At 64.4% G+C, this 14,241-nt stretch carries 11 protein-coding genes; 8 read left to right on the forward strand and 3 right to left on the reverse strand.

All coding sequences use genetic code 11. The features are described from left to right. Positions 1-33 precede the first annotated feature (33 nt). The 8 genes from E1N52_RS20185 to E1N52_RS20220 all read left to right on the forward strand — a co-directional run bounded on the left by E1N52_RS20185 (position 34) and on the right by E1N52_RS20220 (position 9,907). Positions 34-1,101 (forward strand): ABC transporter permease, encoded by a 1,068-nt coding sequence (locus E1N52_RS20185; RefSeq protein ID WP_069266467.1) that lies wholly within the window; start codon positions 34-36, stop codon positions 1,099-1,101. Positions 1,102-1,104: 3 nt separating this feature from the next. Then, positions 1,105-2,163 (forward strand): Gfo/Idh/MocA family protein, encoded by a 1,059-nt coding sequence (locus E1N52_RS20190; RefSeq protein ID WP_133184497.1) that lies wholly within the window; start codon positions 1,105-1,107, stop codon positions 2,161-2,163. Further along, on the forward strand, positions 2,160-4,127 hold the full coding sequence (gene apnL, locus E1N52_RS20195) for a D-apionate lactonase (RefSeq protein WP_133184498.1): 1,968 nt from the start codon (positions 2,160-2,162) through the stop codon (positions 4,125-4,127). Before E1N52_RS20190 ends, apnL begins: the two co-directional genes overlap by 4 nt. 121 nt (positions 4,128-4,248) lie before the next feature. After that, on the forward strand, positions 4,249-5,604 hold the full coding sequence (locus E1N52_RS20200) for an MFS transporter (RefSeq protein WP_133184499.1): 1,356 nt from the start codon (positions 4,249-4,251) through the stop codon (positions 5,602-5,604). A gap of 38 nt (positions 5,605-5,642) precedes the next feature. Next, positions 5,643-6,473 carry a phosphogluconate dehydrogenase C-terminal domain-containing protein gene (locus E1N52_RS20205; protein ID WP_133184500.1) on the forward strand — a complete coding sequence of 277 codons (831 nt, stop codon included), beginning with the start codon at positions 5,643-5,645 and terminating at the stop codon, positions 6,471-6,473. Between the two features lie 20 nt (positions 6,474-6,493). Continuing rightward, complete coding sequence (locus E1N52_RS20210) at positions 6,494-7,738, forward strand: ribulose-bisphosphate carboxylase large subunit family protein (RefSeq protein ID WP_133184501.1); 1,245 nt, start codon at positions 6,494-6,496, stop codon at positions 7,736-7,738. 8 nt (positions 7,739-7,746) lie between these two features. Further along, positions 7,747-9,126, forward strand: a complete 1,380-nt coding sequence (gene oiaK / locus E1N52_RS20215; protein WP_133184502.1) for a 3-oxo-isoapionate kinase OiaK — start codon at positions 7,747-7,749, stop codon at positions 9,124-9,126. A gap of 73 nt (positions 9,127-9,199) precedes the next feature. Further along, entirely contained in the window at positions 9,200-9,907 is a 708-nt protein-coding gene (locus E1N52_RS20220) for a transcriptional regulator NanR (protein WP_133184503.1), read from the forward strand. A 37-nt stretch (positions 9,908-9,944) separates the two neighbouring features. On the opposite strand, the gene aspA is transcribed toward E1N52_RS20220, so the two are convergent. The 3 genes from aspA to E1N52_RS20235 are packed head-to-tail and all read right to left on the reverse strand — an operon-like array spanning position 9,945 to position 14,150. Then, positions 9,945-11,363 (reverse strand): aspartate ammonia-lyase, encoded by a 1,419-nt coding sequence (gene aspA / locus E1N52_RS20225; protein ID WP_133184504.1) that lies wholly within the window; start codon positions 11,361-11,363, stop codon positions 9,945-9,947. 28 nt (positions 11,364-11,391) lie between these two features. Further along, entirely contained in the window at positions 11,392-12,858 is a 1,467-nt protein-coding gene (cuyB, locus tag E1N52_RS20230; RefSeq protein WP_133184505.1) for a cysteate racemase, read from the reverse strand. Then, positions 12,855-14,150 (reverse strand): dicarboxylate/amino acid:cation symporter, encoded by a 1,296-nt coding sequence (locus E1N52_RS20235; RefSeq protein ID WP_133184506.1) that lies wholly within the window; start codon positions 14,148-14,150, stop codon positions 12,855-12,857. Before E1N52_RS20235 ends, cuyB begins: the two co-directional genes overlap by 4 nt. Between the last annotated feature and the right edge of the window lie 91 nt (positions 14,151-14,241).

The following is a 14,241-nucleotide window of genomic DNA, read 5'->3' on the forward strand; positions in this document are numbered from 1 at the left end:
AACGTTTAGCCTGCATTCATCTGGAGAGCATTCATGTCGCTGGCCATCAAGAGCACGGCACCCGGAGCGAGCTTCAGCGAGGCGCCGCTGCTCCTGCTGCTGAAGCTGCGCACGTTCATCGCATTGTTCGCGGTCGTGGTCTTCTTTTCGTTCGCTGCCCATAACTTTCTGAGCATCGAGAACCTGCTCATCATGTCGCGGCACGTCGCGCTCAATGCCTTCCTCGCGATCGGCATGACGTTTGTGATCGTGGCGGGCGGCATCGACCTTTCGGTGGGCTCGGTCGTGGGGCTGACGGGCATGGTGGCAGGCGGGCTCATCCTCAAGGGCATTCCCATCGGCAGCGAGTACACGCTCTTTCTGAGCGTGCCTGCCGTGATCGTCGTGGCGCTGATCGTGGGCGTGCTGGTAGGCGCGATCAACGGCCTGCTCATCACCCGGCTGAACGTCGCGCCGTTCATCGCGACGCTCGGCACGCTCTATATCGCGCGAGGCGCAGCGTTGCTGTCCTCGGGCGGCGAGACCTTCCCGAACCTCACGGGCAATCCAGCCTATGGTACGAGCGGCTTCCCCGTTCTCGGCAGCGCGACGATACTTGGCATCCCGCTCACGGTGTGGTTGCTCGTCGTGGTGGGCGTGGTCGCCGCGTATATCGCCGCGCGCACGCCGCTCGGCCGGCAGATCTACGCGGTCGGCGCCAACGAGCGCGCCGCCCAGCTGTCGGGTGTACGCGTCAATCGCGTGAAGATGTTCGTCTATATGTTTTCCGGCTTCTGCGCGGCGATCGTCGGGTTGATCATTTCGTCCGAACTCGTCGCTTCGCACCCCATGAGCGGCGAGACGTTCGAACTCAACGCGATCGCGGCGGCCGTGCTGGGCGGCACGTCGATGTCGGGCGGACGCGGCAAGATCGGCGGCACCATCGTCGGCGCGTTCGTGATCGGCATGCTTTCGGATGGGCTCGTGATGATGGGTGTGAGTTCGTTCTGGCAGACCGTGATCAAGGGCGTCGTCATCGTGGCGGCGGTGGTCGTCGACCAGATCCAGCGGCGCGCGCAGCAGCGCTTTGCGCTGCAAAAGCAGGCTGCAACGGGGGCGTGACCGATGAGTGTGACCACGAGTGCAGCACCGGCGCAATTGAGGGGCGCGTTGATCGGCTGCGGATTCTTCTCGCTCAATCATCTGCATGCGTGGCAGGACATCGACGGCGCACGGATCGTCGCGCTGTGTGACGCGAACCGTACGCGGCTCGATGAAGTCGGCGACCGGTTTGGCATCGAGCGGCGTTACACGGACGCGGCCACGATGCTGCGCGAAGAGCGGCTCGACTTCGTCGATATCGCGACCACCGTGCCGAGTCACCGCGCGCTCGTGGAGCTTGCGGCGGCGGCCGGCGTGGCCACGATCTGCCAGAAGCCGTTCGCTTCCTCGCTCACCGATGCGCGCGCAATGGTTCAAACGTGTCACGAAGCCGGCGTGCCGCTGATGGTGCACGAAAACTTTCGCTGGCAGCGCGCGATTCAGGCCGTGGGAAGGGCGCTGCGCGAGGGCGCGATCGGGCAGCCGTTCTGGGGGCGCGTGTCGTTTCGTTCTGCATATGATGTGTTTAGCGGTCAGCCCTATCTGGCGCAGGGCGAGCGCTTCATCGTCGAAGATCTCGGCATACACATTCTCGACGTCGCGCGCTTCCTGTTCGGCGACGTGGCGCGTGTGAGCGCCACGACCGCGCGCGTGAACCCTTCGATTCGCGGCGAGGACGTCGCGACGATCCTGCTCGCACATGAAAGCGGCGTGAGCAGCGTGGTGGATTGCAGCTACGCGACGCAGTTGCCGCGCGAGCTCTTTCCGCAGACGCTCATCGAAGTCGACGGCGCCGGGGGCTCGCTGCGGCTCTTCGCCGACTACCAGTTGCAGATCCACACGCGTGGCGGCACGGAACTGCGCAGCGTCGCACCGCGTGCGCTCTCATGGACGAGCGAGCCCTGGGTAGCGATCCAGGGCAGCGTGGTCAGCATCCAGTCGCACTGGGTGGATTGCCTGCGGCGCGGCGTCGAGCCGGCCACGAGCGGTCGCGACAATCTGCGTACGCTTGAGCTTGTGGAGGCTACGTATCTTTCGGCGCGCGAGGGGCGCAGCGTCGTGCCGGGAGAGGCGGCGTCATGAGCGAAGGTATGAACAACGCGGTCTACTACGGCACGGAGCAGCCAGTGACCCCGGCGCGCCGCCTCGAAGCGGGACCGTGGTCGGCGTGGCTGATCGACGGCGCATTGCGTGACATCCGCTATCAAGGCACCGAAGTCATACGCGCCGTCTCGTTTCTCGTGCGGGACAAGGACTGGGGCACGTGCCGCCCCGACATCGAGCGCATCGACGTCGAAGAGACGGTGGGCGGTTTTCACGTTGCGTACGAGGCACGCTGCGCGAATCCGGACGGAGATGCGCTCAGCTTTGCAATTGCCATCGATGCATCTGGCCATGGCGCGCTCTCGTTTCGCAGCGACGTCACTGTGTATTCTGACTTTCTCGCGGCCCGCTGCGGATTTTGCGTGCTCCATCCCATCGAAGGCGTAGCCGGTGCGCCCGCGCGCGTGGAGCACGGCGATGGCAGTCGCGAAAGCGCGGCCTTCCCGGCGCTGATCGATCCATGGCAGCCCTTCAAGGACATCGCGGCAATCGAACATGATCTGGCGAATGGATTGACGGTGCGTTGCACCTTCACGGGCGATGTGTTCGAAATGGAAGACCAGCGCAACTGGTCCGATGCTTCGTTCAAGACCTATTCACGCCCGCTTGAACTGCCGTGGCCCTATACGCTGGAAAAGGGCGCGGCGTTCGCGCAGACGGTGACACTAAGCGTGGCGGGTACGCATCAGACGACGGGGCGAGCAGAAGCCACACGAGAGGCGCATGCCGACAAGATCGAAATCGCTTCTGGAAATCTCGTGCAGCACGAAACCATGCCGGCGATCGGCGTAGCGATTGCTGCACACGATGCTGCATCGGCGCTCGCGAATCTCGCGTTGCTCGCAGAGCTTGGGCCGCAGCAATTGACGCTGAGCTTCGACCCGCTTGCGGGCGATGGCGTGGCCGAGCTTGAGCGCTTTGCGCAGCTGCAGCGCAAAAGCGGCGTGGCGGCCGTGCTGGAGTTTGCGTTGCCGGGTGTGGAGGCGCCGCGTGCGGAACTCGCGCGTCTAGCCGCCCAGATCGATCAGGCGGGTCTCGCGTTGACGGGCCTCGTCGTGAGCCCGGCCGTGCATCGGCAGTCGAACCCGCCGGGCAGCGTGAGCCCGCCGTGTCCCGCGCTCGACGAGGTCTATCGCGAGGCGCGCCGTGCGTTCCCCAAGCTACGCCTTGGCGGCGGCATGCTGAGCTACTTCACGGAGCTGAACCGCAAGCGGCCGCCGCTCGACATGGTCGACTGGGTTACCCACGCGACGTGTCCCATCGTGCACGCCGCCGACGATCGCAGTGTGATGCAGACGCTCGAGGCCATTCCCCACATCACACGCTCTTGCCGCGCGCTGATCGGTGGGCAGCCCTACGCGATCGGGCCGGTCTCGATCGGCATGCGGCAGAACCCGTACGGTTCGCGCGTGATGCCGAATCCCGCTGGCGAACGCGTGGCCATGGCCGCCGACGATCCGCGCCAGCACGCGTTATTCGGTGCGGCCTGGCTCGCCGGATATGCGGCTGCGCTCGAAGGCGCGGGAATCGAAACGCTCACGCTCGGTGCCTTGACGGGGCCGCGCGGGCTTGCCGATGTGCAAGCCGACACGCCCGCACGCTATCCGGTTCTCGATGTCGCGAAGGCATTGGCTCGCGTGGCGGGAGCGGTGCGTTTGCGCGTCACGCGAAGCGAAGATGCCGCCGGTATCGCGTGTCTTGCAGTACGTCACGCCGACGGCGCGATCGAAGTCGTGCTGGCCAATCTGACGAGCGAGCCACGCGAGGTTCAGCTCGAATTCGACGAGGCAATACACACGTCGCTGCTTGCGACGAGCCTCGACGAATGCTCGTCGAGCGGACGACCCGGCGCGCCCTCGCCGTGGACGCTGTCGCCCGGCGTTCCGGTAACGCTGCGTCCGTTTGCCTGTGTGTTCGCGTCTTCGCGCGAGGTGTTTGCGTAACGGCATGCACGCATGTCGGTGGAAATACCAGGTGTAGTCGTTCCGTCATGATGGTCTACTCATCATACCAGCACATATGATCTGTTGCCCCGGCAGCAGATCATCTCGCGGGAGCAAACGCATGCAAGCCGTTTCAGGAAAAGCCGAATCCGCTTTCGAACGTCCGACGATCCGCAAGGTCTCGCTGCGCCTCGTGCCGTTCGTCGCCTTGATGTTCTTCATCAACTTCCTCGACCGCACCGCGATCTCGTTTGCCGGCCCGAACGGCATGGCGCACGACCTCGGTCTCGACGCGGCGCAGTTCGGTTTCGCGGCGGGCGTGTTCTTCATCGGCTACATCTTTCTCGAAGTGCCGAGCAACCTGGCGCTGCATCGCTACGGCGCGCGCCGCTGGCTCGCGCGCATCATGGTGACGTGGGGCGTGGTCGCGCTCCTGCTTGCGTGGGTCAACAGCGCGACCTCGCTCTACGTGCTGCGCTTCCTGCTGGGCGTGGCGGAGGCGGGCTTTTTCCCCGGCGCGATCCTCTTTCTCAGCAACTGGGTCCCGCAGCGCCATCGCAGCCATATCCTCGCGCTGTTCTATCTCGCGCAACCGCTCACCATCGTGATCGGTGCGCCGTTCGCCGCGCTGCTCATCGGAGCGCATGGCTTGTTCGGGCTCGCGGGGTGGCGCGTGATGTTCATCGGCGTGGCTTTGCCGGCCATTGTGGTGGGCGTGATCGCGTGGTTCTATCTGAGCGACCGTCCCTCGCAGGCGCGTTGGCTCACACGCGACGAACAGGCGTGGCTCAACGCGGAACTCGAAGCGGAGGCGCGCACGAAAGAAGCGGGCGCCGTGCGCCACGGCGCGCATGCGGGAGCGGCCTTGCTGAGCCCTCGCGTGTGGATGTTTTCGCTGATGTACTTCGGGCTCGTCTACGGCCTCTATGCGCTCGCGTTTTTCCTGCCGACCATCATCGGCGGATTCGAAGGGCAGTTCGGCACACACTTCAACGTGTTCCAGAAGGGGCTCATTACGGCCATTCCGTATCTGCCCGCCGCCATCGCACTCTTCGTCTGGAGCCGCGACGCCACGCGCCGCGGCGTGCGCGGCTGGCACGTCGGGATTCCTGCGCTGCTCGGCGCGCTGAGCATTCCGCTCGCGCTCTACATGAAGTCGCCGGCCGCAAGCATCGCCGTCATCACGGTGACGGCCTGCGCCGTGTTCGCCGCGCTGCCGTGCTTCTGGACGCTGCCGGCCCGCTCGCTCTCGGGCGCGGGCGCCGCTGCGGGCATCGCGCTCATCAACACGGTCGGCAATGTGGCGGGCTTCGTCGCCCCTTACGTGACGGGCGCCATGCACGATGCAACCGGCTCTTACCACGCGCCGATGTTCGTCGTCGGCGCCTTGATGCTGCTGAGCGCCGTGCTCGCGCTGGCCTTTGCCCGCGAGCCGCGCGCATCGCGTGAGCGCGAGCGCGCGCTCGCTGCGAATTGATCGAACCTGGACTCACGGACCTGGCAAGGAGGATGGACATGAAAGAGAAAATTGCGCTCTTTGGCGCGGGCGGAAAGATGGGCTTTCGCCTTTCGGGCAACCTGCAGAAGTCGGACTACCGCGTGGCGCACGTCGAAGTCGGCGAGGCAGGCCGCAAACGCCTCAAGGACGAACTGAACATTGACTGCGTGCCAGTCGAAGCGGCGCTCGATGGCGCGCAGGTCGTCATCCTCGCCGTGCCCGATACGCTGATCGGCAAGCTGAGCCACGAAATCTCGCCCATGCTGAAGGCCGGCACGATGGTGATGACGCTCGACGCGGCCGCGCCGTTTGCGGGCCATCTGCCGGAGCGGCCCGATCTCACGTACTTCGTTGCGCATCCGTGCCATCCGATCATCTTTAACTACGATGTCGATGAAAAGTCACTTCACGATCATTTCGGTGGCGCATACGCAAAGCAGTCGATCACGAGCGCGCTGATGCAGGGCCCGGACTCGGCGTTCGATCTCGGCGAGGATGTGGCGAAAACGATCTACGCGCCGATCCTGCGCTCGTATCGCCTGAGCGTGGACCAGATGGCGATGCTGGAGCCGGGTCTTTCCGAAACCGTCTGCGCGACGCTGCTGTACGTGATGCGAGAAGCGATGGACGAGACCATCCAGCGCGGTGTGCCCAAGGAAGCTGCGCGCGACTTCCTGCTCGGCCACATGAACATCCTGAGCGCGGTGATCTTCAACGAGATACCCGGTGCGTTCTCCGACGCCTGCAACAAGGCGATCGAATTCGGCAAGCCGCGCCTCATGCGCGACGATTGGAAGGGCGTATTCGACCGCGCCGAAATCGCCGAGAGCATTCGCCGTATCACGTGACCCGAAACAGGAATCGCACCGTGACCGAACGTATTCACGCGACTTACTGGCTGGAAACCGGTGATGATCCGCGGCGTGCCGCCGACGTCATCGCCGGAGAGCAGTCGAGCGGCACTTTCGTCGCACTGCCAAACGAAACCCCCGAGCTGAAGGCGCGCTCGGGCGCGCGGGTCGAGCGCCTCGACGTGCTCGAAACCGTGGATGCGCCGAGCCTGCCCGGCGGCATGCGCTCAGACACGTACACGCGCTGCACGCTCGAACTCTCCTGGCCGATCGAGAATTTCGGCGCGTCGCTGCCAAATCTGATGTCGACCGTTGCGGGCAACCTGTTCGAGCTGCGCCAGGTGTCGGGCCTGAGGCTCACCGGGCTGCGACTGCCTGAGTCGTTCGCGGCGGCCTATCCAGGGCCAGCGTTCGGCATCGAGGGCACGCGGCGGCTCACGGGCGTGGCGCACGGTCCGCTGATCGGCACGATCATCAAGCCGAGTGTGGGGCTCTCGCCCGATGAAACCGCACAGCAGGTGCGTGAGCTCGTGCAGGGTGGCATCGACTTTATCAAGGATGACGAACTACAGGCCGACGGCTCCCATTGTCCCTTCGACGAACGCGTGAAGGCCGTGATGCGCGTCGTCAACGAGCACGCCGATCGCACCGGCAAGAAGGCGATGGTGGCGTTCAATCTCACGGGCGACCTCGACCAGATGCGCCGGCGCCACGATCTCGTGCTCGCGCATGGCGGAACGTGCGTAATGGCGGTGCTCAATTCCGTGGGTATCGTGGGCCTGCATGAATTGCGGCGGCATTCGCAGTTGCCTATCCACGCGCATCGGGCGGGCTGGGGCTATCTCTCGCGCAGTCCGGCGCTCGGTTGGGACTACGCGCCGTGGCAGATGATCTGGCGTCTCGCCGGAGCGGACCACATGCACGTGAACGGCTTGCGCAACAAGTTCAGCGAACCCGACGACAGCGTGATCGCCGCGGCGCGCGCCGTGCTCGCGCCGGTGATGGCGAGCGCCCCCATGCCGGCCATGCCTGTTTTCAGCTCGGGGCAGACCGGCCTGCAGGCCGCCGATACCTACGCTGCACTCGGCTGCGCGGATCTCATCCACACGGCGGGCGGCGGCATATTCGGACACCCCCAGGGCGTCGCGGCGGGCGTCGATGCGTTGCGCGAAGCCTGGTGTGCCGCCATCGAAGGCATACCGCTGGAGCAGCACGCGCAAAGGCATCCGTCATTGCGTGCCGCGCTCGGCTTCTGGAAGTGAGCAGCGGGATGGCTGAAACAAACAACGCGTCCCTGCCCGACGGCCTGCTGCTCGCGTATTACGGCGACGACTTCACGGGGTCGACCGATGCGATGGAGGCCATGACGGCCGCGGGCATCCCCACCATCCTTTTTCTCGACACGCCAGCGCCCGAGGCGCTCGCGCGCTTTCCCGAGGCGCGCTGCGTGGGTATCGCGGGATCGTCGCGCGGGCGCAGCGCCGCGTGGATGCGCGAAGCGCTGCCGCAAGCGTTCGCGAGCCTCGCCGCGCTTGGCCCGCCGGTGCTGCAGTACAAGGTGTGCTCCACGTTCGATTCGTCGCCCGAGGTGGGTTCGATTGGCGCCGCGATCGACATCGGCACGCAGTACATGCCGGGGAGCTGGTCGCCGATGGTGATCGGCGCGCCGCGCCTCAAACGCTATCAGGTGTTCGGCAATCTCTTCGCAGCCGTCGACGGCGTCGGCTATCGCCTCGACCGTCATCCGACGATGTCGCGCCACCCCGTGACGCCGATGGACGAAGCGGATCTGCGCCGCCATCTCGCGCGGCAGACGGCACGCCGCATCGAACTCGTCGACATGCTTCAGTTGCGCGCCGGGGATAGTGCCTTACGCGTGGGCATGCTATCCGCGGAAGATACCCCCGTCGTGTTGATCGATGTGCTCGACGACGAAACGTTGACAGAAGCGGGCCGCCTCGTTTGGGAAGCGCGCGGCGAAGGAGTGTTCACGGCTTCGTCATCGGGCCTCCAGTACGCGCTTGCCGCGTACTGGCGCTCGCGAGGCTGGCTGCCCGCTGCGCCGTCGTTGCCCGCGGCGCGTCCGGTCGATGCGATTGGCGTGGTGAGCGGCAGTTGTTCGCCGGTCACCGCGGCGCAGATTGGCTGGGCACGCCAGCACGGTTTTTACGTGGATCGGCTCGACCTTGCGCGTGCTCTCGATCGGCAGGCGGGCCCCGCTGAAATCGAACGGGCCGCGGAGGTGGCTGCACATGCCATTCGCCGCGGCTGCAGCGCTGTCGTGCACAGCGCGGAAGGTCCGGACGACCCGGTCGTGCGCGGCTTCGACGAGATCGCGCGGCGCTGCGGACGCACGCGCCAGGACGCCGCCCGCGAGGTCGGCCGCGCGCTCGCGGAGGTGATGCGGCGCATGCTCGATCGCACCGGCGTTTCTCGCGTGGTCGTTGCGGGCGGTGACAGTTCGGGCGAGGTCGCGAGCGCGCTGGGCATCGATGCGCTCAGCGTGGCGGCGGGCGTGGCGCCCGGTGCGCCGCTTTGCAGGGCATGGTCGAGCGCTGCTGGGCGCGATGGCCTCGAAATCGTGCTCAAGGGCGGACAGATCGGCCAGGCCGACTTCTTTGGCGCCGTGCGCGAAGGGCAGGCGAAGTGATCCAGCGGTGACGTGGTGGCCGGCGGCGCGGTGTGGTATTGTCATTACACCAGACGTTTACAGCACCAATGCAATGGGCGAGATCATTCCACGTCGCAAGCTATACCAGGAAGTCGTCGACCGGCTCATGGAACGCATTCGTGCGGGCGAAATCGCGCCCGGCGCGCAGTTGCCGTCCGAGCGCGAGTTGATGGAGATTTACGGCGTCGGCCGGCCGGCGGTGCGCGAAGCGCTGCAGGCGCTCGAGCGTTCCGGCATCGTCGAGATCGTGCATGGTGAGCGCGCCCGCGTGGTCGTGCCGACCGCAGACCGCCTGATTGCCCAGATCGCCGGCGGCGCGCTGCATCTGCTGCGCACCCAACCGGACATGCTTGAGCACCTCAAGCACGCGCGGCTTTTTCTCGAGACCGGCACCGCACGCATGGCGGCCGAGCGGGCCACGGAAGAAGACGTCGCACGGCTTCAGTTGAGCGTGGCGCAGCATCGCGCGTCCATGGTCAATCTCGCGGAATTCATCGAGAGGGACATGGCGTTCCACCGCGAAATTGCGAAGATCAGCGGCAATCCGATTTTCCCTTCGATCGTGGAGTCGCTGTTTCGTTGGGCGGGCGAATACTACCAGCCGCTCGTGCGTGCGCCAGGCGTCGAGGAACTCACGCTCACCGAACATCAACGCATCGTCGATGCGATCGCCGCCCGTGACGGCGACGCCGCCGAGGCGGCGATGCGCGCCCATCTTAGCCGCGCCAACGAACTCTACCGTACGCAAGGTCGCAACTAGAATACGCTGGCGGTGCTCGCCTCGCGGCGTACGCTAACTACGCAAGCGGCAGGTGATGCCTCGGCTGCGTCAGCATCGTGGGCTTGAGAATGTCTTCGAGTTGCGCCCGCGTGAGCAAGCCTCTCTCGATGACAATGTCGGCGACACTCCTTCCCGATACGAGTGCTTCCTGGGCTACCTGGGTCGCATTGGTATAGCCGATGTACGGATTCAGCGCAGTCACGATGCCGATCGAATTTTCAACGAGCGAGCGAAGCCGCTCGCGATTGGCCGTGATCCCGTCGACGCATCTCGATGCCAGGGTCAGACATCCCGCACGCAGGTGCGCCACGCTCTTGAACAGGCTGTGCGCAATGATCGGCTCGAACGCATTCAACTGCAATTGACCGGCCTCCGCAGCAAAGGTGACCGTCACGTCATTGCCGATGACTTCGAAAGCGATCTGGTTCACGACTTCCGGAATGACCGGGTTGACCTTGCCCGGCATGATGCTGGAGCCCGCCTGAACCGGCGGCAGGTTGATTTCACCAAGGCCTGCACGCGGGCCGCTCGAAAGCAGGCGAAGGTCATTGCAGGTCTTCGAGAGCTTGACCGCCACGCGCTTGAGCACGCCCGACAGTTGCACGAACGAGCCGACGTCCTGGGTCGCCTCCACGAGATTGGGCGACGTCGTCACAGGGATACCCGTCACGCTCGCCAAATGGCGGCAGACGAGCGGCGCATAGTCGGGCGACGTGTTGATGCCCGTGCCGATCGCCGTGGCGCCGAGGTTGATTTCGCAAATCAGTTTCGACGCTTCCCTCAGACGTTCCTGATCTTCCTCGAGCATGACTGCAAAGGTGCTGAACTCCTGTCCCAGGGTCATGGGGACCGCGTCCTGCAACTGGGTTCGCCCCATCTTCAGATCGTCGTGAAACTCCACTGCCTTCCGTTCGAACGAGGCGCGCAGGACACCCATCGCATCGACCAGTTGCGCGATGCCCATATGCGTGGCGATTTTCAGCGCGGTCGGGTAAACGTCGTTGGTGCTTTGCCCCAGATTCACATCTTCGTTTGGGTGCAGCGCCGCGTAGTCCCCTCGTTCGTGGCCAAGATGTTCGAGCGCGAGATTGGCGATCACCTCGTTCGCGTTCATGTTGGTCGACGTGCCGGCGCCGCCCTGAATCACGTCGACGACGAACTGGTCGTGCGCAACCCCCTGGCGAATTTGCTGGCAAGCGTGAACGATGGCCTTCATCTTGTGCTCGGGGAGCAGCCGCAACTCGCAGTTCGCAATCGCCGCGGCCTCTTTCACATACGCCAGGGCGTTGACCAGATTCGGATAAGTCGAGATTGGAATGCCGGTAATCGGGAAATTGGCGAGCGCGCGAAGCGTATGGACTCCGTAATAGACTTCATTGGGCACGGCAAGGTCGCCGAGAAGGTCGTGTTCGATGCGTTCAGAACGATTGGACATTGCTTTGCTCCGTTGGAGAGTATTCGGGTCAAGCGAGGGTCGCGTCCGCCGACAATGCGTACGCGATGCATCGTCGCGCGAGAACGTCGGTCGGGTCAACCAGCCTGACGCGCGCGCCGCCGCTGCCCACGAATTCACTCCCGGTCAACAGGAGCGGGAGTTCAGTGCACCCAAGGACGACGACTTCGACGCCTTCGGCAATCAGTCCTTCCATCGCGGCAGCGATGTCCTCCTGACACTGCCCCGTCGTCAATCCCGCCTTGACGCCATGTTTGCCGTAGATGGCTTCCATCACGCGCTCCTGTAGCGCAGGGGAGGGCACGACCTGACGAAGATCCTGCGATTCGAGCGCCTTCCGATAGACCCCGCTCTCGATCGTGCCCGATGTCGCGAGCACGCCGACATCACGAAGCGCCGGATACGTCTCGCGCAGATAGCCAACCGTGACCGTCAACATGTTCACAATCGGAATGTTGAGGTACGGCTGGATGCGCTCGACGAATGCATGCGCGGTGTTGCACGGAATCGCGATGATATCCGCGCCGCCGTCTTCGAGCCGCTTGCACGTCGCGTACAGCGAGACCGTTGGGTCCGCGCCGTCGCCAATTAGATTATCGGTGCGATCCGGAATCTGCGGGTTTTGTTCGACCAGCAGCTTGATGTGGTCCTGGTCGCGCGTGGCGGGCGTATTGCGGACAATCTTCTGCAGAAAATCGACCGTCGCCGCGGGACCCACACCGCCCACGACCCCAACCTTGAAGGCATGCGACGGCGAACCGTAACCGCCGGAGACGACGTACTGCGCATACGCGAGGTTGGCATCGACGAGCGGCACGCCCAGCAGGCCGATTTCATCCGCAACCAGGGCGATTTCCGTCATGCCGGGGACGATCACCTGGGCGCCTTGCTCGACCAGATCCCGGCAAGCCTCGCGCAGCAGTTCGACCGGACGCCCGCGCAGGTTGCCGCTCTTGATACCATCCGATCCATATACCGCTTCCGTAACCGGATCGAATCCTTCGTCGCATCGGGGGTGGATGACTTCGGACTCGGGGGGCGCAAAGTACCGTTCAAACAAGCGCTTTTCCCGCGTGTAGTCGGAGGCGAGTATGCCGATACGGCTTGCGCCCGGGAACTTGCGCCGAACATGGCTGCGAACTGCCTCGATCATGTCCACGATCTGCAGGCGCGTGTTTGCGCGCAGTTCGTCGATGAAGGTATGACTGAGAAAGCACGGCAGCACCACAGTTGTCACGCCGCGCTTCTCGAAGTCCCGGATCATCTCGAAGATATACAGCTTGCGTTCCGTCGTCGCGGTGCTTCCGGAGCCCGAGTTGGGAAAAGGCGACTGCTGAAAGATTGCGTCGAAGTGCTCGGCATCGGTCGATGCGGGCGTCGCCTTCACCAGTTTGAAGAAGACATCTGCGCTTGCCAGCGGCCCCAGGCCGCCGACAATACCGAACTTGCGCTTGTGGCCGGCGACATCGGAAGTCATTTCGCTCCACCCTGCGCCGGACCGAAAATCTGTTCGCCATCCTCAATGAAGTCGGAAGCGTTGCTGTCGCGCGCGCCTTCCCACTTCGCGATCACGGCGGTCGCCACGCTGTTGCCGATCACATTGGTCATCGTGCGGCCCATATCGAGGATCTGGTCGATCGCGAGCACCATGGCTACCCCTTCGACCGGCAAATGGAACATCGGCGCCACCGCGGCGACCACCACCACCGAGCCGCGCGGCACGCTGGCCATGCCCTTGCTGCTGAGCATCAGTACGAGCAGCATGAAGAATTGCTGCGAGATCGGCATGTTGACCCCGAACGCCTGGGCGATAAAGATGGCCGCAAACGCCTGATACATCATCGAGCCGTCCAGATTGAACGCATAGCCCAACGGCAGCGTGAAGCCGACGACTTTCTTGTCGACGCCAAAGCGCTCCAGCTGCTCGGTCAGCCGCGGATAGGCCGCCTCGCTGCTCGCCGTTGCAAACGCGATCATGGCGGGTTCGCGCACCGCCTTGAGCAAGGCGCCGACACGACGGCCGAGGAACAAATACCCGACAAAAACCAGGATCGCCCACAGCACGACCAGCCCCAGATAGAAGGAGCCAATCAGCTTGCCATACGTGTAGATGACGTCGAGGCCGCGCAGCGTCACCGCCGAAGCGATCGCACCGAACACGCCGAAGGGCGCCGCACGCATGACGTAGTTCGTCACGCGCAGCATGACGGGCACCATGCCTTCAATCATCTCGATCACGACCTTGACGCGCGCGTCCCGCTTCGTTGCGCTCAGACCCAGGCCGAGGAAGACAGAGAAGACCAGGATCTGCAGGATATCGTTACGCGCCATGGCGTCGAGCAGGCTGGTGGGAAAGGCGTGGGTCAGGACGTCCCTGAAGTTCAGCGCCGAGGTATTCAGGCCGGTATCGACTTCACCGGTACCCGCCACCATGTGCAGGCCAGCCCCCGGCTGCAGGAGATTGGCGAAGACGAGGCCCACCGTAAGCGAAATCAGCGACGCGCAAACGAACCAGCCCACCGAACGCAAACCGATGCGGCCGACGTCCTGGCCGCTGTCCATGCCGGCGAGGCCCGACACCAGCGTGACGAACACCAGTGGCGCGATGATCATCTTGATGAGACGCAGGAAGATGTCCGTGATGATCGAGAAGTATCCTGCAATGGCTTTGAGTGCCGCCGGGTCGGATGTGCTGGCGTGGCACGCGTAGCCCGCAATGACGCCCAGTATCATGCCAACGGCAATATAAACGGTGAGGCGATTTTTCATTTCCGTCTGTCCTTGAGTGACGCAAGGTGGTCGAGACATGACCGGTGTACGTTGAGAGACGCCTGGAGCGAGATCGACTGCGACCTCGGCC

The organism is Paraburkholderia guartelaensis (assembly GCF_004353905.1).
GTDB lineage: Bacteria > Pseudomonadota > Gammaproteobacteria > Burkholderiales > Burkholderiaceae > Paraburkholderia > Paraburkholderia guartelaensis.